Source organism: Klebsiella ornithinolytica NBRC 105727 = ATCC 31898, from assembly GCF_001598295.1.
GTDB lineage: Bacteria > Pseudomonadota > Gammaproteobacteria > Enterobacterales > Enterobacteriaceae > Klebsiella > Klebsiella ornithinolytica.
On the sequence record NZ_BCYR01000009.1, the window covers coordinates 18,193 to 44,297 of the forward strand.

At 60.5% G+C, this 26,105-nt stretch carries 20 protein-coding genes and 1 pseudogene; 7 read left to right on the plus strand and 14 right to left on the minus strand.

Translation table 11 applies throughout. The features are described 5' to 3' along the window. Positions 1-9: 9 nt before the first annotated feature. Both ROR01S_RS17360 and ROR01S_RS17365 read left to right on the plus strand, forming a co-directional pair. Positions 10-1,074: a sugar ABC transporter substrate-binding protein gene (locus ROR01S_RS17360; protein ID WP_004859396.1), complete on the plus strand. Its 1,065-nt coding sequence runs from the start codon at positions 10-12 to the stop codon at positions 1,072-1,074. A 125-nt stretch (positions 1,075-1,199) separates the two neighbouring features. After that, the gene (locus ROR01S_RS17365; protein WP_044349695.1) at positions 1,200-2,405 is read left to right on the plus strand and encodes an LVIVD repeat-containing protein; all 1,206 of its coding nucleotides are present in this window, start codon (positions 1,200-1,202) and stop codon (positions 2,403-2,405) included. A gap of 146 nt (positions 2,406-2,551) precedes the next feature. On the opposite strand, the gene mtnK is transcribed toward ROR01S_RS17365, so the two are convergent. Beyond that, positions 2,552-3,751 carry an S-methyl-5-thioribose kinase gene (mtnK, locus tag ROR01S_RS17370; RefSeq protein WP_004859402.1) on the minus strand — a complete coding sequence of 400 codons (1,200 nt, stop codon included), beginning with the start codon at positions 3,749-3,751 and terminating at the stop codon, positions 2,552-2,554. 103 nt (positions 3,752-3,854) lie between these two features. Here mtnK and mtnA point away from each other — a divergent pair, with 103 nt between their 5' ends. Further along, positions 3,855-4,883 carry an S-methyl-5-thioribose-1-phosphate isomerase gene (mtnA, locus tag ROR01S_RS17375; protein ID WP_015584917.1) on the plus strand — a complete coding sequence of 343 codons (1,029 nt, stop codon included), beginning with the start codon at positions 3,855-3,857 and terminating at the stop codon, positions 4,881-4,883. A gap of 177 nt (positions 4,884-5,060) precedes the next feature. On the opposite strand, the gene ROR01S_RS17380 is transcribed toward mtnA, so the two are convergent. The 8 genes from ROR01S_RS17380 to ROR01S_RS27110 form a co-directional block, all read right to left on the minus strand. Then, the gene (locus ROR01S_RS17380; protein WP_015584916.1) at positions 5,061-6,329 is read right to left on the minus strand and encodes a histidine-type phosphatase; all 1,269 of its coding nucleotides are present in this window, start codon (positions 6,327-6,329) and stop codon (positions 5,061-5,063) included. Between the two features lie 25 nt (positions 6,330-6,354). After that, on the minus strand, positions 6,355-7,716 hold the full coding sequence (locus tag ROR01S_RS17385) for an MFS transporter (protein ID WP_015584915.1): 1,362 nt from the start codon (positions 7,714-7,716) through the stop codon (positions 6,355-6,357). A 336-nt stretch (positions 7,717-8,052) separates the two neighbouring features. Next, positions 8,053-8,862 (minus strand): inositol monophosphatase family protein, encoded by an 810-nt coding sequence (locus ROR01S_RS17390; RefSeq protein ID WP_004859418.1) that lies wholly within the window; start codon positions 8,860-8,862, stop codon positions 8,053-8,055. Positions 8,863-8,983: 121 nt separating this feature from the next. Further along, the gene (locus tag ROR01S_RS17395; protein ID WP_064359726.1) at positions 8,984-9,973 is read right to left on the minus strand and encodes a LacI family DNA-binding transcriptional regulator; all 990 of its coding nucleotides are present in this window, start codon (positions 9,971-9,973) and stop codon (positions 8,984-8,986) included. A 144-nt stretch (positions 9,974-10,117) separates the two neighbouring features. After that, positions 10,118-11,356: a cytosine deaminase gene (gene codA / locus ROR01S_RS17400; RefSeq protein ID WP_064359727.1), complete on the minus strand. Its 1,239-nt coding sequence runs from the start codon at positions 11,354-11,356 to the stop codon at positions 10,118-10,120. Continuing rightward, positions 11,353-12,588 carry a PucR family transcriptional regulator gene (locus ROR01S_RS17405; RefSeq protein WP_015584912.1) on the minus strand — a complete coding sequence of 412 codons (1,236 nt, stop codon included), beginning with the start codon at positions 12,586-12,588 and terminating at the stop codon, positions 11,353-11,355. Before ROR01S_RS17405 ends, codA begins: the two co-directional genes overlap by 4 nt. Then, positions 12,585-13,853, minus strand: a complete 1,269-nt coding sequence (codB, locus tag ROR01S_RS17410) for a cytosine permease (protein ID WP_004859431.1) — start codon at positions 13,851-13,853, stop codon at positions 12,585-12,587. The genes ROR01S_RS17405 and codB overlap by 4 nt, the downstream gene beginning before the upstream one ends. A gap of 286 nt (positions 13,854-14,139) precedes the next feature. Next, entirely contained in the window at positions 14,140-14,421 is a 282-nt protein-coding gene (locus tag ROR01S_RS27110; RefSeq protein ID WP_123629085.1) for a hypothetical protein, read from the minus strand. Between the two features lie 214 nt (positions 14,422-14,635). Here ROR01S_RS27110 and ROR01S_RS17415 point away from each other — a divergent pair, with 214 nt between their 5' ends. Genes ROR01S_RS17415 through ROR01S_RS17425 form a run of 3 tightly spaced genes read left to right on the plus strand, consistent with a single transcriptional unit; the run spans position 14,636 to position 17,794 of the window. After that, positions 14,636-15,247, plus strand: coding sequence for a methylthioribulose 1-phosphate dehydratase (locus tag ROR01S_RS17415; RefSeq protein WP_004859435.1), 612 nt, complete (start codon positions 14,636-14,638; stop codon positions 15,245-15,247). A gap of 25 nt (positions 15,248-15,272) precedes the next feature. After that, positions 15,273-16,769 (plus strand): FGGY-family carbohydrate kinase, encoded by a 1,497-nt coding sequence (locus ROR01S_RS17420; RefSeq protein WP_064357268.1) that lies wholly within the window; start codon positions 15,273-15,275, stop codon positions 16,767-16,769. Further along, on the plus strand, positions 16,766-17,794 hold the full coding sequence (locus tag ROR01S_RS17425; protein ID WP_064359728.1) for a 2-hydroxyacid dehydrogenase: 1,029 nt from the start codon (positions 16,766-16,768) through the stop codon (positions 17,792-17,794). Before ROR01S_RS17420 ends, ROR01S_RS17425 begins: the two co-directional genes overlap by 4 nt. Before the next feature lie 15 nt (positions 17,795-17,809). Here ROR01S_RS17425 and ROR01S_RS17430 read toward each other — a convergent pair whose 3' ends face one another. From ROR01S_RS17430 to ROR01S_RS17450, 5 genes and pseudogenes are all read right to left on the minus strand, one after another. Then, positions 17,810-18,754, minus strand: a complete 945-nt coding sequence (locus ROR01S_RS17430) for a carbohydrate kinase family protein (protein WP_064359729.1) — start codon at positions 18,752-18,754, stop codon at positions 17,810-17,812. A gap of 11 nt (positions 18,755-18,765) precedes the next feature. Then, a complete protein-coding gene (locus ROR01S_RS17435) occupies positions 18,766-19,764 on the minus strand; it encodes an ABC transporter permease (RefSeq protein WP_004859447.1) in 999 nt (332 codons plus the stop codon). Beyond that, positions 19,764-20,750, minus strand: a complete 987-nt coding sequence (locus ROR01S_RS17440; RefSeq protein WP_004859449.1) for an ABC transporter permease — start codon at positions 20,748-20,750, stop codon at positions 19,764-19,766. The genes ROR01S_RS17435 and ROR01S_RS17440 overlap by 1 nt, the downstream gene beginning before the upstream one ends. Beyond that, positions 20,747-22,251 (minus strand): annotated as a pseudogene (locus ROR01S_RS17445) (sugar ABC transporter ATP-binding protein). Before ROR01S_RS17445 ends, ROR01S_RS17440 begins: the two are co-directional and overlap by 4 nt. Positions 22,252-22,295: 44 nt before the next feature. Then, positions 22,296-23,276: a sugar ABC transporter substrate-binding protein gene (locus ROR01S_RS17450; protein WP_004859454.1), complete on the minus strand. Its 981-nt coding sequence runs from the start codon at positions 23,274-23,276 to the stop codon at positions 22,296-22,298. 416 nt (positions 23,277-23,692) lie between these two features. On the opposite strand from ROR01S_RS17450, the gene ROR01S_RS17455 reads away from it, so the two are divergent. Further along, positions 23,693-26,002, plus strand: coding sequence for a molybdopterin-dependent oxidoreductase (locus tag ROR01S_RS17455; RefSeq protein ID WP_064359730.1), 2,310 nt, complete (start codon positions 23,693-23,695; stop codon positions 26,000-26,002). The last annotated feature ends 103 nt before the right edge of the window (positions 26,003-26,105 follow it).

Below are 26,105 nucleotides of genomic sequence, written 5' to 3' on the forward strand. Positions count from 1 at the left end.
GTAAACACCATGAAAAAGATAACGCTTTCACTCATCGCATTGGGGTTGTTCAACTCTGCGGCGGCCTTTGCTGAAACTCCGACGCCGATTCCGGCGGCGATTGCCGAACATAGCGGCCCGATTCGTATCGCGGTGATCCGTAATCTTGGTTCCGACGATAACACCACCCAGTTTGTCTCCGGGGCCATCCAGGAGGGTAAAAAGCTCGGTTTCAAAATCAGCACCTTCCTGAGCAACGGCGATGACGCCAAATTCCAGGACTTCGTTAACCAGGCGATTAGCCAGAAATACGACGGCATTATTCTCTCCCAGGGACGCGATCCGTACTCGACCGCGCTGGTGAAAAAAGCGGTGGACGCCGGGATTAAAGTTGCCGTGTTCGATACTGCGGTTAACGGCGAGATCCCGGGTGTCACCGTCACCCAGCAGGATGATGCTTCGCTGACCGAGCTCTCCTTTGGCCAACTGGTGAAAGATTTCAACGGTAAAGCCAACATCGTCAAACTGTGGGTCGCCGGCTTCCCGCCGATGGAACGCCGCCAGGCCGCTTACCAGACGCTGCTTAAGCAAAACCCGGGGATTAAAGAGCTGGAGTCGATTGGCGCCGTCTCTTCCGACGTGCAGGGCGATACCGCCAATAAAGTTGGGGCGATTCTGGCGAAATATCCGAAAGGCAAGATCGATGCGATTTGGGGAACCTGGGATGCGTTCAGCCAGGGGGCTTATAAAGCGCTAAAGGAGAACGGCCGCAGCGAAATCAAACTCTACAGCATTGATATTTCTAACCAGGATTTGCAGCTGATGCGTGAATCCGGCAGCCCGTGGAAAGTGAGCGTGGCGGTGGATCCGAAGCTTATCGGCGCCACTAACGTGCGCCTGATCGCCAATAAGATTGCCGGGGAGCCGACTCCTGCAACCTATGACTTCAAAGCGGCGGCTATTCCGCAGGCGCTGCTGGCGGCGCAGCCGGGGGCGGTGAACGTTGCCTCGCTGGGTAAAATCATTCCGGGCTGGGGCCAGACGGAAGACTTTATCGCCCCGTGGTTTGCCACGCTGGAAGCAAAAAACAAGTAACGCCCGCTGGCGCTGCGCTTACCGGGTCTGCGGTTTCGTCGGCCCGATAAGGCGCTGCCGCTATCCGGCAAAAGGAGCTCAAGGTGACTGAGACTGAATTACCGCGCCCCGACTACAGCCGCAATATGCGGCTGATTGGGCATAGCGATCAGGGAGGACGCCCGGACGGCGTCCAGCTCATGGTGCACCGTGGCTTTGCGTATATCGGTCATATGGTATCGCAGGGCTTTTCGGTGGTCGACGTTCGCGATCCGGCGCGTCCGAAAGCGGTAAACTACATTGCCGCGCCGCCGGGGACCTGGAACGTGCATTTGCAGGCGCATGATGATCTGCTGCTGGTCATCAATGCCCGCGATCTGTTTGCCGACGCTCGCTTTGCCGACGAGAAAGTTTACTACACCCGTTCGGTGGGCGAGACGGTCAGCGATGTGCAGGATAAGGGCTGGAGCGCCGGGCTGCGAGTGTTCGATATTTCGCATCCGGAGCATCCGCGCGAGATAGGTTTTTTGTCGCTCAGCGGTATCGGCATTCATCGAATCTGGTACGTTGGCGGTCGTTGGGCCTACGTTTCTGCGCTGATCGACGGTTTTAGCGATTATATCTTCCTGACCATCGATCTGGCGGATCCGCGCAAACCGGAAGTGGCCGGACGCTGGTGGTTGCCGGGGATGAACCTGGCGGCAGGGGAGACGGCGGACTGGCCACAGGGCAAGCGCTACGCGTTGCATCACGCCATTATCGCCGGGGATACCGCCTACGGTAGCTGGCGCGACGGTGGCCTGACGCTGCTCGACGTGAAGGACAGAACACAGCCGACGCTGATTAGCCATCGCAACTGGAGCCCGCCGTTTGGCGGCGGAACCCATACGGCGCTGCCGCTGCCGGACAGGGATCTGCTGGTGGTGCTGGATGAAGCGGTGCTTGATAACCAGCAGGATGGGGAGAAGCTGATCTGGCTGTTTGATATCCGCGAACCGACAAACCCGGTGAGTATCGCCACGTTCCCGCCGCCGGATGAAGCCGACTACGTGGCAAAAGGGGCGCACTTTGGTCCGCATAATCTGCATGAGAATCGCCCCGGTAGTTTCATTAGCTCAACGCTGATTTTTGCCACTTACCAGAATGCGGGCGTTCGCGCTTACGATATCTCCAACCCTTATCGTCCGGTGGAGACCGGGGCGCTGGTACCGGCCGCACCGGCGAAAATGATGGATACCCGTCCGGGTCGCCCGCAGGTCATTCAGTCCTGCGATGTGTTTGTTGATGCGCAGGGAATTATCTACAGCACGGATTACAACGGCGGGTTGTCGGTGATTGAGTATCTCGGGTAGTTTTTTGCCGGGTGGCGCTGCGCTTACCCGGCCTACAAAACCCCGGACGAGATGCCGGATAAGGCGTCAGGCGCGTAGGCCGGGAAGATGTCAAAGGGCCGTAGGCCGGGTAAGGCGTCAGCCGCCACCCGGCATACAGACTGCGCTTAGCTGTACTGGCGCACCCGTGCCACCAGCTCTTCGACGCTGTCGATACGGTCGGCAATCACAATCAGCGCTTTACCCAGGGTGATTGCGTGGCGCAGGCACTCGTGGCGCATGGCCTCATCCTGAATCGTCTCTATATCGGCGACGTGGGACAGGCCGACGCTGCGGCGAATCAGCTCGGTGCCGCAGAAGCCAATCGCGTCGTTCCATACTTTTTTCAGGAACGCGGAGGCATAGCCGGGCCAGGCCAGCGCCGCATCGCGCGTTTTCTCCGCTGCCAGAGAGTGGAAGCGTTCGGCAAAAGTATTCCACAGCGTCTGAATATCGTGTAGACGCTGTTCGCGAGCCGCGGCGGCATCGCGAATGCCCAGATGCCCCGGCAGGCCGCAGTAGTTCAGCAGCAGGTTGCCGATGGCGGTACCGATATCAAAACCTATCGGGCCGAAATAGCCGAACTCCGCATCGATGGCTTTAAAACTGTCCTCGGCAACAAAAATGGAGCCGCTGTGAATATCGCCGTGTAGCAATGCTTCGGTATGCGAGAAGAAGCGATGTTTCAGCGACGCGACTGCCAGCCTGAGCGACGCGTCGTCACGCAGGGCGGCCACTTCAGCTTCCAGTTCGGCCGGGTAGTTATTGCGTTCGTGAACCTGGTACGGGTCGTTGAAAAACAGGTCTTCGGTGATTTCGCACATCTCCGGATTGATAAACCGGGCGACCTGAGCCTTTTTCTCATGCGGATGGAGGTAGAAATCACTGGTATGAAACAGCGCCTGGGCCAGATATTCCCCCAGCTGGCTGGCGGCCTGCGGATAGTAAACATTGTTAATCAGCTCGCCGCGCCAGATACGATGATCGGAGAGATCTTCCATCACCATCACCGCCAGTTCGGGGTCGAAGTGGTGGATTTTCACCGTGTGCTGCGGGGCGTGCTGGTAGTGTGCCACCAGGGTTTGCGCCTCGAGACGAGCGCGGTCGAGGGTCAGCGGCCAGGATTCACCGACGCAGCGAACGTAGGGTAGGGCCTGCTTCACGACAACGCGGCTCACGCCGTGGGTATCATAAATCTTAAAGACCAGGTTGAGGTTACCGTCCCCCACTTCCTGCGCGGACACCAGCTCCGACGGGTCATCGATGCCGCCAAATTGTTGTGCGTATGCCACGGCATCGCCGGGGGTGAAGGTATGGTATTGCGACATTGCCTCGATCCTCAAAAGTTCTGATTAAGCCGTTCAGACGTCTATACTTCTGGATTTCATCCTGACACAATGTGATACAACAACGCAACAGGGATTTAACGATATGCAGACACTACAGACCACCAGCCTGCGGGTAAGCGAAAATCAGCTTTTTATTCTTGATCAGCAGGCATTGCCGCAGGAAAAACGCTGGCTGGCGGCGGATAACGTTTCGTTGCTGGTGGACCATATTCACGCCCTGCGGGTACGCGGGGCGCCGCTAATCGGCCTGTCGGCCAGCCTGCTGCTGGCGCTTCTGGCCCGGCGCGGCCTCAGCCGGGATGAACTGGCCCAGGCACTGGAAACGCTGCGGGCCGCGCGCCCGACGGCGGTAAACCTGATGAATAATCTCGATCGCATGAAGCTGGCGCTGGCGGAAGAGAATCATGCCCAGGCACTGGAAGAGGAAGCGCTGCATCTGATCGCAGAAGATAAACAGCTATGCGCCAGCATCGCCGAGGCGGGCAGCGCACTGGTGACGCCGGGCAGCCGCCTGCTGACGCATTGTAATACCGGCGGTCTGGCAACGGCGGGCGTAGGGACGGCGCTGGGGGTGATTGCGCTGGCCCATCAGCGCGGGCTGGTGGAAAATGTCTGGGTCGACGAGACGCGACCGCTGCTGCAGGGCGGTCGGCTGACCGCCTGGGAGCTGGGTGAACTGGGGGTGCCTTACCGGCTGATTACCGATTCGATGGCCGCCAGCCTGATGGCCAAAGGAGAGGTTGACGCCGTATGGGTCGGGGCTGACCGGATCGCCGCTAACGGCGATGTGGCGAATAAGATCGGCACCTATTCCCTGGCGGTACTGGCGAAGTATCACGGTATCCCGTTCTACGTGGCGGCACCGCAAACCACCCTCGATCGCCACTGTCCGAACGGCGAGGCGATTCCGATTGAGCAGCGGGCGCCAGCGGAAGTGACCGGCGTCGCCGGCAGCTTTGGCGCGGTGCAGTGGGCGCCGAAAGATGCCGCCGTTTACAATCCGGCATTTGACGTCACCCCCGCGGCATTAATTAGCGGCTGGGTGCTGGATAGCGGCGTGGTCACCCCGGAACAGGTGGCGGCCGGGGCGTTTGCAGCGGAAAAAGCCTGAGTTAAAGCGCAGTGATTCCCATCGCTTCCTGTCAGGCTATATGGGTAACGCGCCTCTTTAAAATGCCCGGCGGCGGCTGACGCCTTACCGGGCTTACGGGGCGGGATCAGATCGGCTTTTGTCGGTCAGGAAAGGCGTCAGCCGCCGCCTGACAAGCGTGCGGGCACGATCGCCCAATCACGGCTGAACCATATCGACCGCCGGAGCCGCGTGCGGATCGATATGCCGGCCGAGCGTTGTCAGCGCCGCCTGGTAAGGGCACAGGGTTCCGACTTCGGTCGTCTGGCAGCCCGCTTGACGCCACTCCTGGCGCAGCAGCGGATGCTGGCTGTCCGGGATTTGCAGACGACGTAAATCGTCCAGACTTTGCGCCTGGAAGTAGACGCGCAGATAGCGTTTACCGCTATGGGTATCGCGCCAGCGTTCCAGAACCAGGCTGCTGCCCGGCGGGATATTGCCCCGGCTGTACCCCGGCAACTGCCAGCTAAAATCCATTAACGTACGCACCATGGCGATATTGGTGTCGTGCGCCACCAGCAGCAGCCAGCGCACGTCCGGCGTGGCGCCTTCTTTGACCCCCTCCAGCATGGCGTTGAGCAGAATCGAACCGCGTTTTTGCGCGGTATAAAACACATCGTTGCTCAGATCGTAGTTCTCCGTCAGCAGCGGCAGCAGGGCGGTGATCTGGCTGGAGCGGGTGATGTTACCCCACGCCAGCTGGCTGAGAGGCAGATTTTCGCTCCAGCCCAGGCGTAGCGTCTCAACCATATTGGCCATCACGCTCAGTCCACTAATCGACGTTTTGCCGCTTTTGCTCTGCTCGACCTGCCACGGCTGGTCGAACGCCGGACAAGGTTTGTCCGGCACGCAGACCGCATTTTTCAGCAGCTGAATCACCGGAGCCAGCGCCTGCCGACGCTGTGCCAGATCGCCGGCTTTTTCTTTCACTGCCGCCAGTTGGCGGGCGGGATCGGTTTGCGTGGCGGCAAACTTATCGGTCTGAAACAGCGGATCGGCGTCGCCGCTGACGTAATGAATGGCTACGCCGCAGCCGGGAAAGGCGCCGTCCACCAGCGCCTGGGCGGTGGCCCGCGTGCGCTGCAGGGGGCTGGCGCGAACGTAAATTTCGCCGTTCGCCGGGCAGCCCGCCGTCAGCAGGCCCAGCTGGCGAAAGCGCACGCCCTCTTCGCGCCCTTTATTGACCACCGCGGCATAGCCATGGCCGGTCAGCTCGCCGTCGTGGGTGGTCCACTGGGGCCACGAACGCTGGGTCGCGGCATCGATGGCTTCCCGGTTGCCCGGCGTCGGCGGGCGAATGCCGTGGCGGCTGAGTTCAACCACTTTTTCCAGCTCAAACTGCGCGGCGGCATGCCCCGGTGCGATCAGCAGCGGCAGGGCGCAGGCAAACAACAAGCGTAGTAAAACCTGATGTCGTACAGGCATCATAAAATATTCCTTATAGATTAAATGGTTACGACGAGAATGAGGTCTGGCGTTCTATCGCGTGTCGTCTGGCGACAATCGCCGCGGTGGTAAAACAGAATAGCGCGGACATCAGGCCGGCGCCTACCCAAAACAGCGACAGCGTACTGAAGTCGTACAGCGTTTTGCCATTTTCGATAATCGATGTTTTATCGATGATGATGCCGGTGAGAAACTCGCCGAGTCCCGCACCCGCGTAGCTGGCGATACCGATGGTGCCGAGCGCTGCCCCCGCGGCTTTGCGCGACGAAATATCGACCGCAATCAGTCCGCCAAGGAAGCAGGTCAATGCGCCAATGGTGGCGCCGAAGATAATCATCGCCAGAATGTCGGTGTAGTAGCCGTGCGGCGACCAGAGCATCAGCGCAAAGCCTCCGGTGTTGAGCAGGCTGATAAACCCGGCCATCACGCTGCGGTTACGCGGGAAGAGGCGGTCGGAGAGCACGCCGGCGATAATGGTGCCGGCAATACCCGCGATGGCGTTAACCCCGATAATTCCGGAGGCTTCAAGGGTAGAGTAGGCTTTATCCTGCTCGAGAAAGAAGATCCCCCACGAGTTCACCGCGTAGCGATCGATATACATAAACGCCGAGGCCATTGCCAGCGTCCACAGGGCCGGATTGCGCAGCGCCAGCAGCTGGTTTTTAAACACCGAGCCGCGGACTTCCGCCTCTTCCTGCGGTTCGTCGCGAATCACGTTGATTGACGGGAAGCCGCAGCTTTGCGGTGAGTCGCGCATAAACAGCAGCAACAGCGCCACCCCGACGGCGCCGAGCGCTGCCGTGGACAAATAGCCCATTTGCCAGCCAAAACCCGCAATGACGGCGGCGATCACCATGTAGGTCAGCGCTTCGCCGATGTTGTGGGCGGTTGACCAGATACCATAAAAGGTGCCGCGCTCTTTATAACCGTACCAGCGGGCCAGCGATACCGCACAGGGACCGACCCCCATCGATTGCGCCCAGCCGTTGATCCCCCAGAAAACCGCCAGCAGCAGGGCATTGCTGGTCATCCCCATCATCAGGTTCATCCCGGCGCTCAGCAGCAGGCCGAGACTCATATAGCGAACCACATTGGCATGATCGGCAACGAAGCCATTAACCAGTTTGCCGATGGCGTAGCTGAAAAACAGCGCCGAGCCGATCATGCCCAGCTCGGTAGGAGAAATACCCAGCTCGACGAGCGCGCTTTTGGCGACGGTAAATGACAGCCGGCAGACGTAAAAGGTCACGTAGGCGACGGTCATGGCTAAAAATGTTTGCCAGCGTACGCGGCGAAAGCGTTGTTCATCGAACTGCGCGCCTGCTTTGGGCGGTGAAGCGCGAAAAAATGCGATAATTCTTCCAGACATAATGGTATCTCCGAAGGTCGGAGGCCTGACTGATTAGCGTGGTTCGTCCGTGAGGTTTATCCCCGTCATACTTCAAGTTGCATGTGCGTTGGCTGCGGTCTACTCGACCCATTCATGGGCCTCGCCCTTACGGGCAGCCGCTACACGGCGTTCAAATCTGTTCCAGACAGATTTGTCGTTCACCCCGCTCACTTGCCGCGTTACCCGGCCTCGCCCCTTCGGGGCCAGCGCAAGCGCTGTTCACGGCAAAAGTGCCTTGTCCTGCAACTCGAATTATTGAGGGCATATTGTCTTTGTGTAGAGTACATAATCAGATAAAGCCTGACCCGATACGGGTTAAGGTAATGGGTGATAAAGCATGTTTTTTAATTGTGGATAGAGCGTCTTGCTGGCCAGCAGCAGCGGGTTGCCATGACGAATCCCATCCTCCGCCAGATAGTCATTGCTCAGGCCGCCGGCTTCGCGCATCAGCACCAGCCCCGGCAGCCCGTCCCACGGGTTCATGTGCGGTTCGTAGTAACCGATGAGCCGGCCAGCCGCCGCCCAGGCACTCATCAGCGCTCCGGAGCCGTTGCGGATAAACATGCCGCCGTCGCTAAGCAGCGCATTGAGAAAGGGCAGAAAAACCGCTGGCGTCACGCGGTGCGAAGTCCCGACGCCCATCACCCCCTCTTTGACCGTCGTCGCCGGATGCGGAGCGATGGGCGCATCGTTGAGCCATGCGCCCTGGCCTTTCAGGGCGTGGAACAGCTCGCGATGGTTGGGGTCGTACACCACGCCGATAACCGGTTCGCCATCGGCGACGATGGCCATCGACAGGCACCAGGTGTGCAGGCCGTTAAGAAAACAGCTGGTGCCGTCGATAGGGTCGACAACCCACAGCACGCGGGCGTCAGGCATCTGCGTTCCGCTCTCCTCGCCGAGAAAACCATCCTGCGGAAAGGCGCTGATAATGCGCTGCTTAACAAACGCCTCGACCCGCTTATCGGCGACGCTGACCACGTCCTGCAGGTCGTCGCCTTTATGATCCACCGCCAGCCGGTCGCGCTGCTGATAGTATTCGAATGCCAGTTCAGCACCGGCTTGCGCCAGCTCGCAGGCCAGGCGATAGCGGGCCTGCAGCGCATCTGATTCCAGGGATTTCATGCTTATTCTCCATTTTGCACACGTGTGCATTGTGTGTGAAAAAAACAGCCCCGAAGGGCGAAGTGAGTGTGGATGGATTAAAAATAATATTCTGTGATCGTGCTGGCATAAAATGAATTTTTCATTTCGCGCTCTGACGAACAATTAGTTTCACTGGCACTTCGCGATGACGTGACGGCAGGTTGAATTTAGCGATCCTCGTGACCAGGAGATCCACCGCATGGTGGGCGAGCAGAGCGGTATTCTGCTGCACGGTGGTCAGCTGGTAGGGCTGCCAGTCCGCCTGCGGGATATCATCGAATCCGATAATGGCAGGTAGCGAGGCGGCAGGATTGTCCGCCCGCAGACCGTCCAGCGCGCCGAGCGCCAGCATATCGGTGGCGCAGAACAGCGCCTGCAGCTGCGGATGCGCGGCGAGCAGCTGCCTGGCGGCGCTAAAGCCCGCCTGATAGCCGCTTCTTTCGCAGAAGTGCGCGGCAACGTCGATGCCTTGCGCATGGGCAATGAACGCGTCGTAGCGCTGCCGGGTGCTGAAGTTATCCAGACTTTCACCGATAAACCCGGCCTGTCGCCACTGGCGCTGAACAAACAGGTCGGCCACCAGCTTCGCCCCCTGCGCGTTGTCGCTGCATACGCGATCGCAGCCGGCCAGATCGGCGTGGCGGTTGATCAGCGTCACCGGGATTTTTCGCTCCAGATACTCCTCCGCCAGCGACAGCGGCGGCGCTCCGGAGGTGATAATGACGCCCGCGACGTGATAGCTCAGCAGCTGCTTGAGCGACGGGGCGAGCTGCTGCGGATCGTCGGCGTTCATCAGCAGCGGCATAAACCCGTTGAGCGCCAGCTGGTGGACCAGCGGCGACAGCAGCTTGCTGCGGAACGGGTTATCAAACCCGGCGGTGACGATGCCGATAAAGTTGCTGCTGCCGGTATTCATCGCGCGGGCGATGATATTGACCTGATAGCCCAGCGTTTCCGCCGCGGCGAGGACCTTCTGCCGGGTTTTTTCCGCCACCGATGCGCCGGGCGTAAAGGTGCGGGATACCGCGGAACGGGAGACCCCGGCGAGCCGGGCAACATCCTCAGCCTTAATCCATTTTTTTTCGCTCATAGTGTCAGGGTACGGGTTGTTCTTAGTAAGCCCATGCCGACGCGGGAGCCCATGGTCGGCACAAAAAAGTAGTAAGAAGGTATCACATAAATCCCTGCGCGAGCAGCGGGTTGACGCGGGATGCGTACCGCGTCAACGTTGCGCTTAGGCCGAGTAGTGAATCTGTTCCGCCTGGCGCTGCATAATGATCTTGCCGTGACGAATGGAGGTCAGCACTTTGGCCTGACGGCGCACCGCGTCATAGTCGTTATGCGCATCAAGGATCAGCAGGTTTGCCGGGCGGCCTTCGGCGATACCGTAGTTGTCGCCGAGGCACAGCGTACGGGCGCTGTTGTCGGTAATGAGATCGAGACAGCGCTGCAAATCTTCATAGCCCAGCATATGGCAGATATGCAGCCCGGCGTCGAGAATGCGCATGATGTTGCCATTGCCCAGCGGGTACCACGGATCCTGAATGGAGTCCTGAGCAAAGCAGACGTTAATCCCGGCGCGGTCCAGCTCCGCCACCCGCGTCACGCCGCGGCGTTTCGGCCAGCTGTCGAAGCGCCCCTGCAGGTGAATGCTTTCGGTCGGGCAGGAGATAAAGTTGATGCCCGAGGCCTTGAGCAGACGGAACAGTTTCGAACAGTAGGCGTTATCGTAGGAACCCATCGCGCAGGTATGGCTGGCGGTGACCTGCGCGCCCATGCCGCGCACCCGGGCCTCTTCCGCCAGCACTTCGAGGAAACGCGACTGCGGGTCGTCGGTTTCATCGCAGTGTACGTCCACCAGGCAGCCGTGGCGCTGGGCCAGGTCCATTAAAAAGCTCAGGGAGCTGACGCCCTTATCGCGGGTGTTTTCGTAGTGCGGAATGCCGCCCACTACGTCGGCGCCCATTTCGATGGCGCGGGTCATCAGCTCGCGCCCGCCGGGGAAGGACTCAATGCCCTCCTGCGGAAAGGCGACGATCTGCAGGTCGATAAGATGGGCGGCCTCTTTTTTCACCTCCAGCATCGCTTCAAGCGCGGTCAGGGAGGGGTCGGTGACATCGATGTGGGTGCGCACGTGCTGTACGCCGTTATCGCGCAGCATACCGATCGTTTTCAGCGCCCGCTGGCGCGTATCTTCTACCGTGACGCTCTCTTTACGCTGGCTCCAGCGGGCGATACCCTCGAACAGCGTACCGCTCATATTCCACTCCGGCTCGCCCGCCGTCAGGGTAGCATCCAGGTGGATATGCGGCTCGACGAACGGCGGGATAACCAGCTTTTGCTGCGCGTCGATATCGCTGGTTTCAGCCGCCTGCGCGGCGGCCTGCGGAGTGATGCTGTTAATCAGACCGTCCTGTAATTCAAGGGTATAGAGCGCTTCTTGATGGCGCAGACGCGCGTTGATGATTTTCATGGTTGTTCCCGTAAATGGTTTTGCGACATACGCCAGATCGCCAGGGCGACCGAAGCGTTGAGATGAAATTGCGGATGGCTGACCGGATTGCGGGTCAGCTTTTCAATACGTTGAATACGCTGATGCAGCGTGTTGCGGTGAATGCCCAGTCGTTCGGCGGCCCTGACCACGTTACCGCTCTCCTGAAGCAGCGTTTCCAGCGTCTCCATCAGCAGCCACGGACTTTTGCGATCGGGCTCGATCAGGCAGCCGAGGGTGTCGTGCATAAAATCGCTCAGCAGGGTGGGGTCGCTGACGGCGGAGAGCAGCTTGATAAAGCCCAGCTGCTGGTAATCGCTGATACGCTGGGCCGGACGCAGGCTATCGCTGAGGTCCAGCGCCTGACGCGCCTGCGACAGCGCGCGCTGATAGCCCTGCAGCTGCTGCACCGGCGCCGAAAGACCGCACAGCAGCGACAGCCCGTCGTCGCCTTCCGCCAGCGCATGCAGCCACGCCTGGAGCCACTTTTTGTGCTGATAAAACTCGCCTTCTTCATCCGGGAGCAGGAAAAGAAACATATTGCTGCGTTCGACCAGGGGAAAGGGGTTGCCCTGCTGATTGAGCTGTTGCTGCAGGCGCTGGCGCACGGTGCGGCGGGCCTGCTGGAGCCAGGCTTCGGCCTGCTCCGGCGGAAGCTGGCGAAACAGGCGCGGGATCCCTTCCAGGCGCAGGGCCGCCACTCGCAGCGGGCGGGTAAAATCCAGCTGCTGGTGGAGCGCGCGTTGATGCAGGATTTGCAGATCGGGATAGTCGCCGGTTAACAGCTGCAGCAGAATATCGCGCTGCGACTGCAGCGCGTTTTCGCTGCGCACCAGCGCGGTACCGATGCGTTCGGTGACGATCACCATTTTGAGCAGATAGGGCTGTTCGATCAGCGGAATGCCCAGCTCGTCCGCCAGCGCGATCAATCGCGGCGGGATCGTCTGAATATATTGGTCCCCGGTGAGGATCACCATGCCGGCGATCCCGCGCTGCTTGCCCTCCATCAGCAGATGGATCAGGTTGTCTTCATCGCGGGGATGGTTGATCCCGGTGATAAACACCAGCTCCCCGCCCATGATCCATTCGGCGATATTTTCATTTTCCGCGACGTAGTACCAGCGCACCGCCAGCTGGAGCCCCTGCTGCCCCGCGCGCAGCCGCATCGCCGAGAGTCCCTCGAGAGCGAGGATTTCGCTGACCGTCAGGCTCATGACTCCTGCTCCGCGACCGAATCAGCGGCGGGCTGACGTTTGCTCAGACGAGTCAGCGCGATATAGACCAGCGCGGAAACGGTAATGCCAACCAGCGGGGCGATCCACGGCGACAGGTAAGCCACCACCGCGCCCACGGCGTAGGCGCTCAGCCCCAGCCAGTTAAAACGCGGTAAGCGGGCGGTGTGCAGCCGCGGATAGCGGCCGCCGCGATAAAACCAGTAGTCGGCGAGGATAACGCCACCGATGGGCGGAATGATGCTGCCCAGCAGCACCAGGAAAGGAATCAGCATTTCATACATCCCGCCAATGGCCAGCAGAATGCCAACGCCGGCGGCGACCACGGTCAGGGTGCGGCGGCGCTCGCTGCGCAGCAGGTGGCAGGCGGCCGCCGAGACGTTATAAATCGTCGGCCCCTGAATGGTCAGTAGGTTGAGGCACAGCATCACCACCGCGGCGACCGACAGCCCCTGCAAAATCAGCACTTCCACAATATCGGCCTGCTGGTAGACGATGGCGCACCAGGCGCCGGCCACAATCATCAGCCCGTTACCGATCAGGAAACTGCTCATACTGGCGAGGATAGCGGTGCGGCTGGAGTTGGCCAGCCGCGTCCAGTTGGTCGCCTGGGTGGCGCCGCTGGCGAAGGTGCCGAAGACCATGGTGATCGCCGCCGACCAGGTCATGGTCTCGCCCGGGGCGATTTTGGTCATTGCCTGCCAGCCGCCAGCGTGGTGGGCGGCCAGGTACATCGAGACCACCAGCAGAATGAACATCAGCGGCACCGACACGCGCGACAGCGCATCCAGCCCTTTGTAGCCCACCAGCGCGGTGACGCAGAACAGGATACCGAACAGGATCATCAGCGGGATGGTCATGGCGGCGGGCAGGGCGAGGATTTTGACCAGCGAGATGGCGACCGTCGCGGTACCCCAGGCGTACCAGCCCAGTTCGGCGAAGCCGAGAATAAAATCGGCGAGCTTGCTGCCGATTTCCCCGAAACAAAAACGGCCCATCAGTACGGTATTCAGCCCGCTGCGTGCGGCAATCCAGCCGAGGGAAGCGGCATACAGAGCCAGCAGAAAGTTACCGATCGCCGCAATCCACAGGAGATTGACGATCGAAAAAGAGACGCCAAGTTTGCCGCCGGCGAACATCGTGCCGGTAAAAAAGGTAAAGCTGAACAGAACCATGGAGATCGAAAACAGGCCCTTACGCCCGGAGGCGGGCGCTTCGACGAGCGGAAAATCATTGCTGTTTGACATTGTGGAACCTCTGAGTGGCTATCCGAATGGCGATGGCAGAGAGGTAGCAAGAGATATGCCAACAAAATCAAGGCATGGGTGACACAATGCGATGGGCAGTGTGCACATAAAAAGTCGTTTATCAGCCGATGTTTGCCAGAATAGTGTGCACGGTGCAAAGTTTTGCCCCGCGATGGGGCAGCGGCCGGCGGATTACCCAGGCTGGCGCTGAGATTTAGCGATTGTGCTCGCATTTCTGTTGGCTGGGGGCTGGCGTTACCGGGCAGTTTCCGCGACGCGGACGCGATCAACGATCGGACAGGGAGCGGCGGCGCTGGGTTGTTATGCCGGCAATCCCGCACCTGACGATCTTGTCGGGCATCACCGTCTCTACACATTTTGCGCCCGATTTTTGCGGACCCATCGCACTTCTTTCCTGCAGAACGATCCCCCGTCTTTTTGACCACCGGTAGTTGGTAATAGGGGCTTCATGAAAACGTTCGGTTATATCATTGTTAAAAGCAGTAATTTCATATGCATTTCTGATATAACCATTATCAATGTAAGCCTTTCCTGAAATATTGTTCACTTAAGCTGGCGGTGTTAGTATCGGGTAAATAGCCATTTAGACGGCTAAAGAACCTTTCTCCAGGCTATTTTATTGGCCATTTTGGACCTGGGCAGGCTCACCCTCTCACGTACCCGGTGTACGTTCCGGGTGTGCCGCGCTGTCGGTGTCGAGACTGCCTGCAACACCTGCCGTAAAGGTTCTCAAATTAACATCGCTAAACTAAGGAACTGCTATGTGGCAAGAAAGACTCGCGCAACTGGTCACCACCTGTCATTGGATCGGCGCGAAAGGCTGGGCGCCGGCGACCGGCGGCAATATGTCGGTGCGTCAGGATGAGACCTGGTGCTGGCTTAGCGAGTCGGGACGCGATAAAGGCAGCCTGACGACGGAGGATTTCCTCCAGGTCGAGATCGCCAGCAATAAAGCGCCTTCCGGGCGTAAACCTTCTGCTGAAACCGGTCTGCATACCCTGGTGTATCGCCTGTTCCCTGAGGCTAACGTCGTGCTGCACGTCCATACCGTCAACGCGACGGTGCTGTCGCGCATCGAGAAGAGCGGGACGCTGGCGCTGCAGGGCTATGAAATGCAGAAAACCCTGACCGGTCAGCACAGTCATCTCGATACCGTCCCGGTGGCGATTTTCGATAACGACCAGGATATCGACGCCCTGGCGGCGCGCATTGAAGATTATGCGCAGACCAATCCGCTGCGCTATGGCTTCCTGCTGCGCGGCCACGGCCTGACCTGCTGGGGCAAAGATATTAATGAGGCCCGCCGTCAGCTGGAAGGACTGGAGTTTCTGTTCGAGTGCGAGCTGATGCGTCGCCGCTACGAGCGCGACTAAATTTCACTCCACTAACGGGTCAGGCATGGATTTTTATCTCGGAATCGACATCGGCACCTCGCGCGTTAAAGCGGTGCTGTTTGATGAGCATTTTCAGGCACGGGCCAGCGCGGCGGAGAATACCGGCCCGCGCCTGTCGGCGAACGGTCATGCCGAGCAGGATATGGCGCAGCTGTGGCAGTCGGTGTTGACCATTTTGCAACAGATTGCCCGACAGCCGGAACTGAAGGCCGGACGTCTGCGGGCGATCGGCCTTGCCGGGCAGGGCGAAGGCGTCTGGCTGAGCGATGCCGAGGGCGAACCGGTGGGCCCGGGGATCCTGTGGAGCGACACCCGCAGCCGCGAGCTGATGAGCGAGCTGTTACGCCGTCCGGGTTTCGACCGGCGCTTTTTCTCTGACACCGGCACTCACCTGCAGCCGTGCAATACCAGCATGCAGTTGAGCTGGCTCCGGCATTATCAACCGGAGCGGCTGGCGCAGGCGCACTATCTGTTTTTCGCCAAAGACTGGGTGCGTTTTCGCTTAACCGGGGTGGCGGCGCTGGATGTTACCGACGCCAGCACTTCGCTGCTCAATCAGCACAGCGGCGAACTGTCGGCGGTTGTGCTTAATGAAATGGGGCTGGCCGATCTGCAGCATCTGTTCCCGCCGCGGCTGGCCCCCGATGCGCCGGCCGGCACGCTGCGCGATGAGGTCGCCGCCCTCACCGGACTCCCCGCCGCCACGCCGGTGGCCGCCGGCGCGCTCGACGTTTGCAGCGCCGCGCTGGGCTGCGGAGCGGTCAACGATGGCGATATCTACACCATTCTCGGCACCACCTGCTGTACCGGGATTGTCTGCCACGGTCGTCAGGCGGTGAATGAGGGGACTCGCTATGTCACCCACACCGAGTCGGGGAGCTTTATCAATCTCTTCCCGATGCAGGCCGGTACGCCGAATATTGACTGGCTGCAACAGCATATTTCCCTGACGGCGGACCTCCAGCTGCTGGAGCAGTCTATCGCCGATGTCGAACCGGGCAGCGGCGGCGTCTTCTGGCAGCCCTACCTCAACGGCGAACGCGCGCCGTTTTTCAGCCCCGATGCGCGGGCCGGCTATTTTGGCATCAGCCAGCATACCACCCGCGCGGAACTGCAGCGGGCGGTGTTTGAAGGCCTGGCTTACGCCATCGTCGACTCGCTGCAGGGCTATCCGCAGGGGGGCGAACTGTACCTGACCGGCGGCGGCGCGGCCTCGGCAACCTGGCTGCAAATCATTGCCGACTGTACCGGGCGCACGGTGGTCTCCAGTACCTTTAATGAACTCAGCGCGCGCGGGGCGGCGATTCTGGCCGCCCGCAGCGTCGGCGCGCTGGCGCACTATCCCCGGCTGGAGCAGACCCGCTATCAGCCCGATCCGCAGGCCTACGCCCGCTACGCTGCCCTGTACCCGGTTTACCGGCTGCTGCGCGAGCAGATGCTGCCGGTCTGGCAGGCCCGACAGGATGCTCTTCACCGTCTTTCTCAGGAACAACATTCATGAAAATCGTTTTTACCGCCGAACATTCCGGCGATCTCGCAGCCTTTCAGCAACTCGGCGAGCTGCTGGTGGAAGGCTGGGCGTTGGGCAAACCGAAACTGAGCGCGGGCCAGCTGATTGAGCTGGCCCATGATGCCGAGGTTCTGATCACCAGCTATGACGATGTGACGGAAAAGGTGATTGCCGCCTGCCCGCGACTGCAGGTCATCGCCTGCACCCGCGCCAATCCGGTGAACATTGATATCAAAGCCGCTCAGGCCCGTGGTATCCGCGTGCTCTATACGCCGGGGCGCAATGCGGACGCCGCGGCGGAGCTGACCATTGGGCTGATGTTGAGCCTGGCGCGGCATATTCCGCAGTCCCATGCGGCGCTGAAACGCGGTGAGTTTACCCGCGCCGAGAACGCCACGCAGGCCACGCAGAGCGGACTGCGCCGCGATGTAGTGTGGGACGTGAGCCCGGAGAGTCCCTATGAAGTATTTAAAGGCAGCGAGCTGCGCAACAAAACCCTGGGGTTGATTGGCTATGGCAATATCGGTCGCCGGGTGGCGCGTATTGCGCGGGCGTTTGGCATGGCGGTGCTGGTAGTGGATCCGTTTGTCGCCGCCGAAGAGATCAACGAGCCGGGTCTACAGAAAACAACGCTTGAGGGACTGTTCCGCGCGGCGGATATCGTGAGCTTACATCTGAGCAGCGGCCCGCACAGCGATGGTCTGGTGAACGCGGCGTTGTTGAATAGCATGAAGCCCGGCGCGTTGTTGATTAACACCTCGCGGGCGGCGGTGGTGGATGAAGAGGCGTTGATTCACGCGCTGCGTCATGGCCCGCTCGGCGGCGCGGCGCTGGATGTCTATCACCGTGAACCGCTGTGGCGCGACCATCCGTTTATCACTGAGTTTGCTAACGTGATCATCACGCCGCATATTGCCGGGGCGACGCGGGAGAGCATCGCTAAGCATACGGCGATGATTGCCGCCGACCTCCAGCGCTATGTCGCTGGCGAGCCGCTGCTCTATCAGTGGCGCTAAGCCGCGGGCCGGAGATTATCCGGCCCGGTTGGCCGCCATAAACGCCAGGGTATGATCCCAGTCGACCACTCCGGCGTCTGAGCCTAACCCGGTCGCCACCAGCGCGGCGACCGCGGAGGCGACTTCACAGGCCTCTTTCACGCTCATCCCGCGGGCCAGCGCGGCAATAAAGCCGCCGCAGTAGCTGTCGCCGCAGCCGGTAGTATCAACGGCATCGACCCGGTACGGTGCGATATGTTCGACGCCACCGTCGCCGCTCAGCAGCCACGAGCCGTTTTCGCCATCCTTCAGAATGCAGGTCCCGACGCCCAGATCGAAGAAGAAACGGGCGATGTGGGCGGGGTCGGTGCGCCCGCTGAGGTCGCTTGCCTCTTCCAGCGAAGGCATAAAATAGTCCACCGACGGCAGCAGCGGGCGCAACAGATCCAGAGTCTGCTCGTTGGGGGCGATCAAATCAAAGCTGGTGGTGACGCCGCGGGCCTTTGCCTCTTGCAGCAGCAGGGCGCTTTGCCCGCGATCCATCGCCGCCAGCAGGCCGCTGCCGCCGTGGTGCAGGAAGCGGCAGTTGAGAATCGCGTCAAATTGTTCTTCGCCGACGAAAAGGGCATCGGAAGCGCCCCGGCAGTGCAGCGCCGGGCGCTCGCCGTTGGGACGGATCGGCAGGATCGTCGCCGACGTTTCCTGCTGCGCCGTGCGCTGGATCAGCGAGCAGTCGATCCCCAGCCGCGCATAGCTGGCAAGGATAAAATCGGCTTTTTCATCTTCGCCAAGGCAGGCGACCGCTGCGGTACGAATGCCCAGCTTTGCGGCGTTAATATTGGCTCCGGCGGCGGTACCGGCAGGGTTAAGGCGAATTTGTTCGATAAAGGCCACCCCGCCGCGCGGCGGGATGTCCATCACCGGGCGACCGGCGATATCAAGAATAGTCAGGCCGACAAAGACGGCGTCAAAGGCTGCCATAAATGCTCCACTTAACGATGGGTTTGGCGCAGACGCGCCTGCCAGAAGGAGAGGGCCAGCGCCACCACCAGAATCACGCCAACCAGCGCATCTTTCACCAGGTAGTTGAGCCCCATCAGGTTCAGGCCGTTATCAATAATGGCGAGGAACAGCACGCCGCCGAGGGTACCGGCGATGCTGACCCGACCCAGTCGGTTAAAGGCGGTGCCGATAAATACCGCGGCGATAGCGTCCATCAAATAGGCCTGACCGGCCAGCGGCGTAAACTGGCGTAGGTTGGCGGAAAGAATAACGCCGCCGACGGCGCACAGCGCCGAGGCCGCCACCAGTACCCACAGCAGAGTCAGGCGATCGCGGATCCCGGCGATGCGCGCCGCTTCGCCGTTCTGGCCGATGGCGCGGACATATTTGCCAAACAGCGTGCGTTCGGTTATCAGCCAGGCCGCCAGCCCCAGCGCGAGGACAATCACCACCGGCGTCGGAATGCCGGCGATATTGCCGACCGCCAGGTCATGATACTCAGGAGCCATTCTGCGGTAGGAGATAGAGCCGCCGCCGTCGGTATAGATGCGTTCGGCGCTGCTGGCGATAAACCAGGTGCCGAGGGTGGCGAGGAAGGGACGAATCTGGCAGATAAGGATCAGGAAGGCATTCAGCAGGCCAATCATCACCCCGCCAAGCAGGGCGCAGCCCACCGCCGCCTGCCACGGCAGGTGCCAGGTTTTTAAGGCGACCAGCGCAAAGGCGGCACCGAAATCGAGCGCCACGCCTACCGACAGGTCGATGGCGCCGGCGCTGACGATTAAGGTCATCGCCATCGCCACAATCAGCAGAATGGCGCTTCCCTGGAGTAAATTCGCCCAGTTATCGAGGGTCAGAAAGACCGGGTTGGCCCAGCCAAACAGGGCGACCGCCAGCAGGGTAATAATGCCGAACCCGGCCCGCGACAGCCACGCCAGCGGGCTGCTGCCCGACCGGTTGGCTGAGGATTTGAGCGTCAGCTGACTCATCAGCGGCCTCCTTGATGCCTGACCGCCGAGGCCGCCAGGACGATGAGGATCAGGCCACCCTTGATGGCGCCCATCCAGAAGATATTCACCCCCAGCAGGCCAAGGCCGTTGGAGAGCGCGTTGACCAGTACCGCCCCGAGCAGCGCCCCCCAGATGGTGACCACGCGACGCCGCGAGAACGCCGCGCCGATAAAGGTGGCGAGGACAGTTTCCAGCAGTAACGGCGTTGCCGTGCCGCTGGAGCTACCGGAGCCCTGGCTGAGCAGCGGCAAAATCGCCAGCCCGGCGGCGATCCCGGCCAGTAGCCAGACCATAATCGTCAGACGACGGACGTTGAGGCCGCTCATCTGCGCCATATCGCGGTTGCCGCCTACCGCCTGTAAGTGCTGGCCGAAACGAGAGTGATGGAGCAAAAACTGAAACAGCACGAATACCGCCAGCAGGTAGATCAGCGGCCAGGGAACCCCGAGCACCGCGTTGTCGCGAAAAGCGACCATGAGCGGGTCGTTGACCGCGATGCGCCGCTGACCGGTCAGCAGATCCGTCAGGCCGGTAAAGGCGACGGAAGTCGACAGCGTCGCCAGCAGCGGCGGCAGGCCGGCGGCGAGCACCAGTATCGCGTTCACCGCTCCGCAGGCGAGGGAGACCGCGATCAGCAGCAGTAACAGCAGCAGATACGGAGTGTTCCATTCGACCATCCCGAGGCTCAGCAGGGCGACGCCGAGCACGGCGATAGCGGGAAGCGAGAGGTCGATACCGCCGGAGACCACGTCATCGCCGCCGACGGCAATCACGCACACCAGGCCGAAGCAGAGGATCGCCAGCGGCACGCTCTGCACCAGCATCATGCTGATATTCTGCCAGCTTAAAAAGAAAGGCGACTGGAGGCTGAGCCAGACCAGCAGTGCAAAAAAGAGAATCAGCGGGAATTTTTCGATAAGCGTCGTTATGCCCGGAAGCGGGCGGCGCTGGATACCTGCACTCATACCTGTTGTTCCTGTCCACCGTTAATCGTCGTCAGCAGCGCGTCGAGCGTCAGCCCCCGGGTCGGAAGATTAGCCACCAGCTCGCCGCGCCACATCACCAGGATGCGGTCGCAAAGGCCCAGCAGCTCCGGCGCATCGCTGGAGGAGACCAGTACCGCGCGTCCGCGATCCGCCAGCTCGCGGGTGCGCTGATAAATATCGCTGCGGGCGCCGATATCGACCCCAAGAGTGGGTTCATCGAGAATAAAGAGCCGTGCGTCGGTACCCAGCCAGCGGGCCAGAATGGCTTTTTGCTGGTTGCCGCCGCTCATAAAACGCACCGGCAGTTCCGGACGACCGGGGCGGATCGAGAGCCGGTCGATCCAGCTGCGCGCTTTTTCCAGCGCCCGGCCGCGATGCTCCCAGCCGAAGGTGGCGGTCTGCGGCAGGGAGGCGAGATTAATATTGTCGGCGGTGGAGAAGGGAAGAATCAGCCCCTGATGGCGACGGTCGCGCGGCACCAGCGCCATGCCGGCGCGGGTGGCCTGATACGGCGTACGCAGCCGCTTCGGCTGGCCGTCGATGCTAATCGTGCCGCTGCGGGCGCGGCGCAGCCCGTAAAGCAGATCGACCAGCACGTCGCGGCCGGCGCCCAGCAGACCGGCGACGCCGACGATCTCTCCCGGCTGAATATCAAAGGTAATCGCGTTTAATTGCGCGCCGTCGCTGAGCTGGCGTACCGACAGGACCGGCACGGCGGTATCGACCTGATGAGCGCTGCTCTGACGCGGGGTATAGAGCTGTTCGATATCGCGCCCGACCATCATTTTAATCAGCGCGTCGGTGTTCTGCAGGAGCGCCCGATCGGGGTAGCCGACGACCTCGCCGTTACGCAGTACCGTGCCGCGATCGCACAGGGCGGCGATTTCATTGAGATAGTGAGAAATATAGAGAATCGCGATCCCCTGCTGCCGCAGGCGCAGAATCGCCGAGGAGACCAGGCTGGCTTCCTGCGCTTCCAGCGGTGCGGTAGGCTCATCGAATACCACCAGCTTTGCCGCGCCGTCGATCAGCGCGCGGGCTATCTGCACCAGCTTGCGTTCAGCGAGGCTGAGGTCGCGGATCAGGCGACGAGGATTGATTTCCAGCTGCCAGCTGTCGCGGAAAAACGCCGCGGTGGCGGCATTCATTCGCCGCCGGTCCAGCGCCCCCAGCGGGTACGGTACTCCTGGCCGAGGAATACCGATTCCGCCACCGTAAAGTGGGGGATCAGATTGAGCTCCTGGTGAATGACGCGGATGCCCAGCGCTTCAATCGCCGCCGGATTACCCAGCGGCAGCGGCGCGCCGTCGAGGGTGGCGTTGCCGCTATCGGCCTGGTAAACGCCCGCGAGGATTTTGATCAGCGTCGATTTTCCGGCGCCGTTCTCGCCGATCAGACCGTGAATTTCGCCGGGATTCAGAAGCAGCGTGACCGCATTTAATGCAGTCACGTTGGCAAAGCTTTTGCTGATCTGGTTCATCGCCAGACCAGCGGCGGGGTGGGTCCCGCCGGAGGATTGAGTGATCACTGCAGTTCGCCATATCCCAGCTGTTTATAGACTGCTTTCGCCTCCTGCGGCCCTTTGACCGGGACCACCGGAATAAAGGTCTGCAGCGGCAGTTTCTCTTTGGCGAAGTAGCGCGCGACGTTATCGGCGGAGGTCTGGCCAATCAGATGCGGCTGCTGAGCCACGTTGGCGACGAACGGGCTATTTGGCTCGGCCATGATCTCCAGCGTTTCCGGACCGGCATCGATAGCGGTAACCTTCACATCTTTATCGCGGCCGGTCTCTTCCAGCGCCTGAACGATACCGATGGCCGGCTGATCCCAGCAGGCGACATGAATGGCATCGAGTTTGCCTTTAGGATACTGGCTGAGTAATTCGAGGGTTTTCTTCCGCGCGTCTTCCGGGGAATTGGCAAACTGTTCGGCCAGCTCCGGCTGGATAATATGAATGTCCGGATAATCCTTAAGGACATATTTCCACTGATCGTAACGAATCCCGCAAATACGCAGGGAGCTGGAGAACGCATTGAATACGGCAACGTTGCCTTTACCGCCTAATTCGTCCGCCATATAGCGGCCAATGGTTGAGCCGAGGGTGTAGTTGTCGGAAGTCGTGTTATTGACCGAGTATTTTGACACATGATCGACGGTAAATACCGGAATGCCAGCGTCGCGCAGCGCTTTGAATTTAGGTTCGACAGCGCTGTCGCCGAGAATACTAATTACCGCATCGACTTTACGTGACAGTAAAATATCATGGTTGTTGGCATGGACCTGATTATCGCGGCCGCCATCGACGCCGATCACTTTACCACCCAGTTTCTCTACCTGTTCGGTGGCGCCTTTATAGGCTTCACGATCCCAGAAGTGCTGGGTGCCAACCACGGCGACGCCAATGGTCTTCCCCTGGAGCGAAAGGGCTTCTGCGGCTGACGCGCTAACGGAGACGAGCGAGAGCAGACCCAGCGCGGCGGGTAATAATTTTTTTCTCTGCGACATTCTTATTATGATCCTGTGATGAAGGTAGCTGCGGACTCGTAGCATGACAATAACGAGCACGCAACCTCAAATACGAAATACGTCTAAGTTATTCCAGTAATGTTATATCGCAGGATTAGCCGAGGAAAACTTAATTTTATCATCGGCAAGCTGAAAATATTTCATGATGGATAATTTAACCCTCTTTTATATTGTGGATATTAAAGCTGGTGCGTTATTTTCAGTGCAAATAATCGTTGCTGCTTAATTATTATGGTTTAGCTGATGTGAAATCTGGTAAATAACCTGTCGGGCCGGGAAGTGTGAGGGGTTAATTGCTATATATCCAGCATATTATATGGCGGGTGGCGTTTTATCTTGCCGAGCATCGCGCTCTATTATAGCGCTCTTTAGCGGGTGAGAAGAAAACAGGCACTATGAGAAAACAGCATAATCTGACCGTGATGCACTGGGGAACCTGGCAGGTTCAGGCCCGCGATGGCCATATCGCTGCGGTCACGCCGGTTCCCTGGGATAAGTCTCCTTCACGTATCGGTCAATCGCTCCCCGATGCGGTCACCGGCAATGCGCGCATTCGCCGTCCGGCGGTGCGAGAAGGCTATCTGAAGAATGGCCCGGCTTCCCGCGAGGGGCGTGGCACAGAACCTTTCGTGGAGGTGAGCTGGGAGGTGGCGCTTGATCTGCTGGCCCGCGAGCTGACGTTGGTGAAGACGCGCTGCGGCAACGAGGCGATTTTTGGCGGCTCCTACGGTTGGGCCAGCGCCGGACGTTTTCACCACGCCCAGAGCCAGCTGCATCGTTTCCTGAAAACCTTCGGCGGTTACACCGCCAGCACTAATACCTACAGCAGCGCCGCCGGGGAACGCATTTTACCGCATGTGCTCGGGCCGCTCAGTCCGCTGCACCGCCAGCACACTCATTTCTCTGAGCTGGCGCGCGAGTGCCAGCTGTTTGTCGCCATCGGCGGTTTACCGCTGCGTAATGCGCAGGTCAACGGCGGCGGCGCCAATGACCATATGCTGAAGCACTGGCTGGATAAAATGCAGGAGGGGGGAACGCGCTTTGTTAACATCAGCCCGGTGCGTAACGATCTCAGCGCCGTGGAGAGCGCGCAGTGGCTGGCGATTCGTCCGGGCACCGATACGGCGCTGCTGCTGGCGCTGTGCCACGTGCTGATAGCCGAATCACTGTACGATGCGCAGTTTGTCGCCAGCCATACGGTAGGTTTTGAACCGTATCGTGCCTATCTGCTCGGGGAGAGCGACGGGATAGCGAAAACGCCGCGCTGGGCGGCGGCGATTACCGGTATCGCGGAACAACAGATCGTCTCTCTGGCGCGGATGATGGCCAGCCAGCGCACGATGGTGAATATCTCGTGGTCCATTCAACGCGCGCGCCAGGGGGAACAGGCCTACTGGGCTACGGTAGCGCTGACCGCGCTGCTGGGGCAAATTGGCACTCCGGGCGGCGGGCTGGGCTTTGGCTACGCCTGCACCAACCTGGCGGGAGCCGCGCGTAAAGCGTTCTCCGGCCCGCGCTTACCGGCCGGGGAAAATGCGGTCAGCAGCGTGATCCCGGTGGCGCGACTGGCGGATATGCTGCTGCATCCCGGCGAGGAGTACGAGTTTGACGGCCAGCATCTGCGCTACCCTGATATCCGCCTGGTGTACTGGGCGGGGGGGAACGCGTTCCATCACCACCAGGATCTCAACCAGCTGTGTGAAGCGTGGCGGCGGCCGGAAACGGTGGTGGTCCACGAGCAGTACTGGACCGCGCAGGCTAAATTCTCCGATATCGTGTTGCCGGTAACCACCTCGCTGGAGCGTGAAGATATCGGCAGCGGTGGGCACGACGGCTTTATGATCGCCATGAGCGCCCAGATCCCGCCGGTGGGCGAGGCGCGCGACGATTACGCGATTTTCTGCGATCTCGCGGCACGGCTGGGCATTGGCGAGCGGTTTAGTGAAGGGCGGGATGCCGGTCAGTGGCTGCGACAGATTTACGAAGACTCCCGGCCGCGGGCACAGGAAGAGGGGATTGAGCTGCCTTCGTTCGATGCGTTCTGGCAGCAGGGCGTGCTGGAATACCGTGCCCCGGAAAAACCGCAGGTCTTTCTGGCGGAGTTCCGCGCCGACCCGCAGCGCTATCCGCTCTCCACTCCTTCAGGCAAGATTGAACTCTACTCGGAAACGATTGCCGCTTTTGGCTATCGCGAATGCCCGGGCCATCCGTGGTGGGATGCAGAAGAGGCGGCCCGGCAGCAGACGGAGGCCGAGCGCTGGCCCCTGCATCTGCTCTCCAGTCAGCCGCGCACCCGTCTGCACAGCCAGTACGATCACGGCAGCGTCAGCCGGGCGACGAAAATTCAGGGCCGGGAGCCGCTGTGGATGCATCCGCAGGATGCGCAGGCGCGGGGCATCGTCGAGGGTAGCGTGGTGAAGGTGTATAACGCCCGCGGGGCGATTCTCGCCGGGGTGCATCTTAGCGAGCAGATCCTCGAAGGGGTGGTGCAGATGTCAACGGGAGCCTGGTACGATCCGCTGGATCCGAAGGTCAAAGGTTCGCTGGACAAGCATGGCAATCCGAACGTCTTGACCGAAGATCGCGGCAGTTCGCGCCTGGGACAGGGCTGTAGCGCCCAGACCTGCCGGGTGGAGATCGAACCATGGCGTGAACCGCTACCGCCGATTACCGCCTTCGATCCGCCGAGGTTTATTCGGGAGTAGGAACGGGGAATTGCCCGGCGGCGCTTCGCTTACGCGGACCGACGGGAAGGAGCGAATGCTGTAGGCCGGGTCAGGCGAAGCCGCCACCCGGCGCTATTGAATT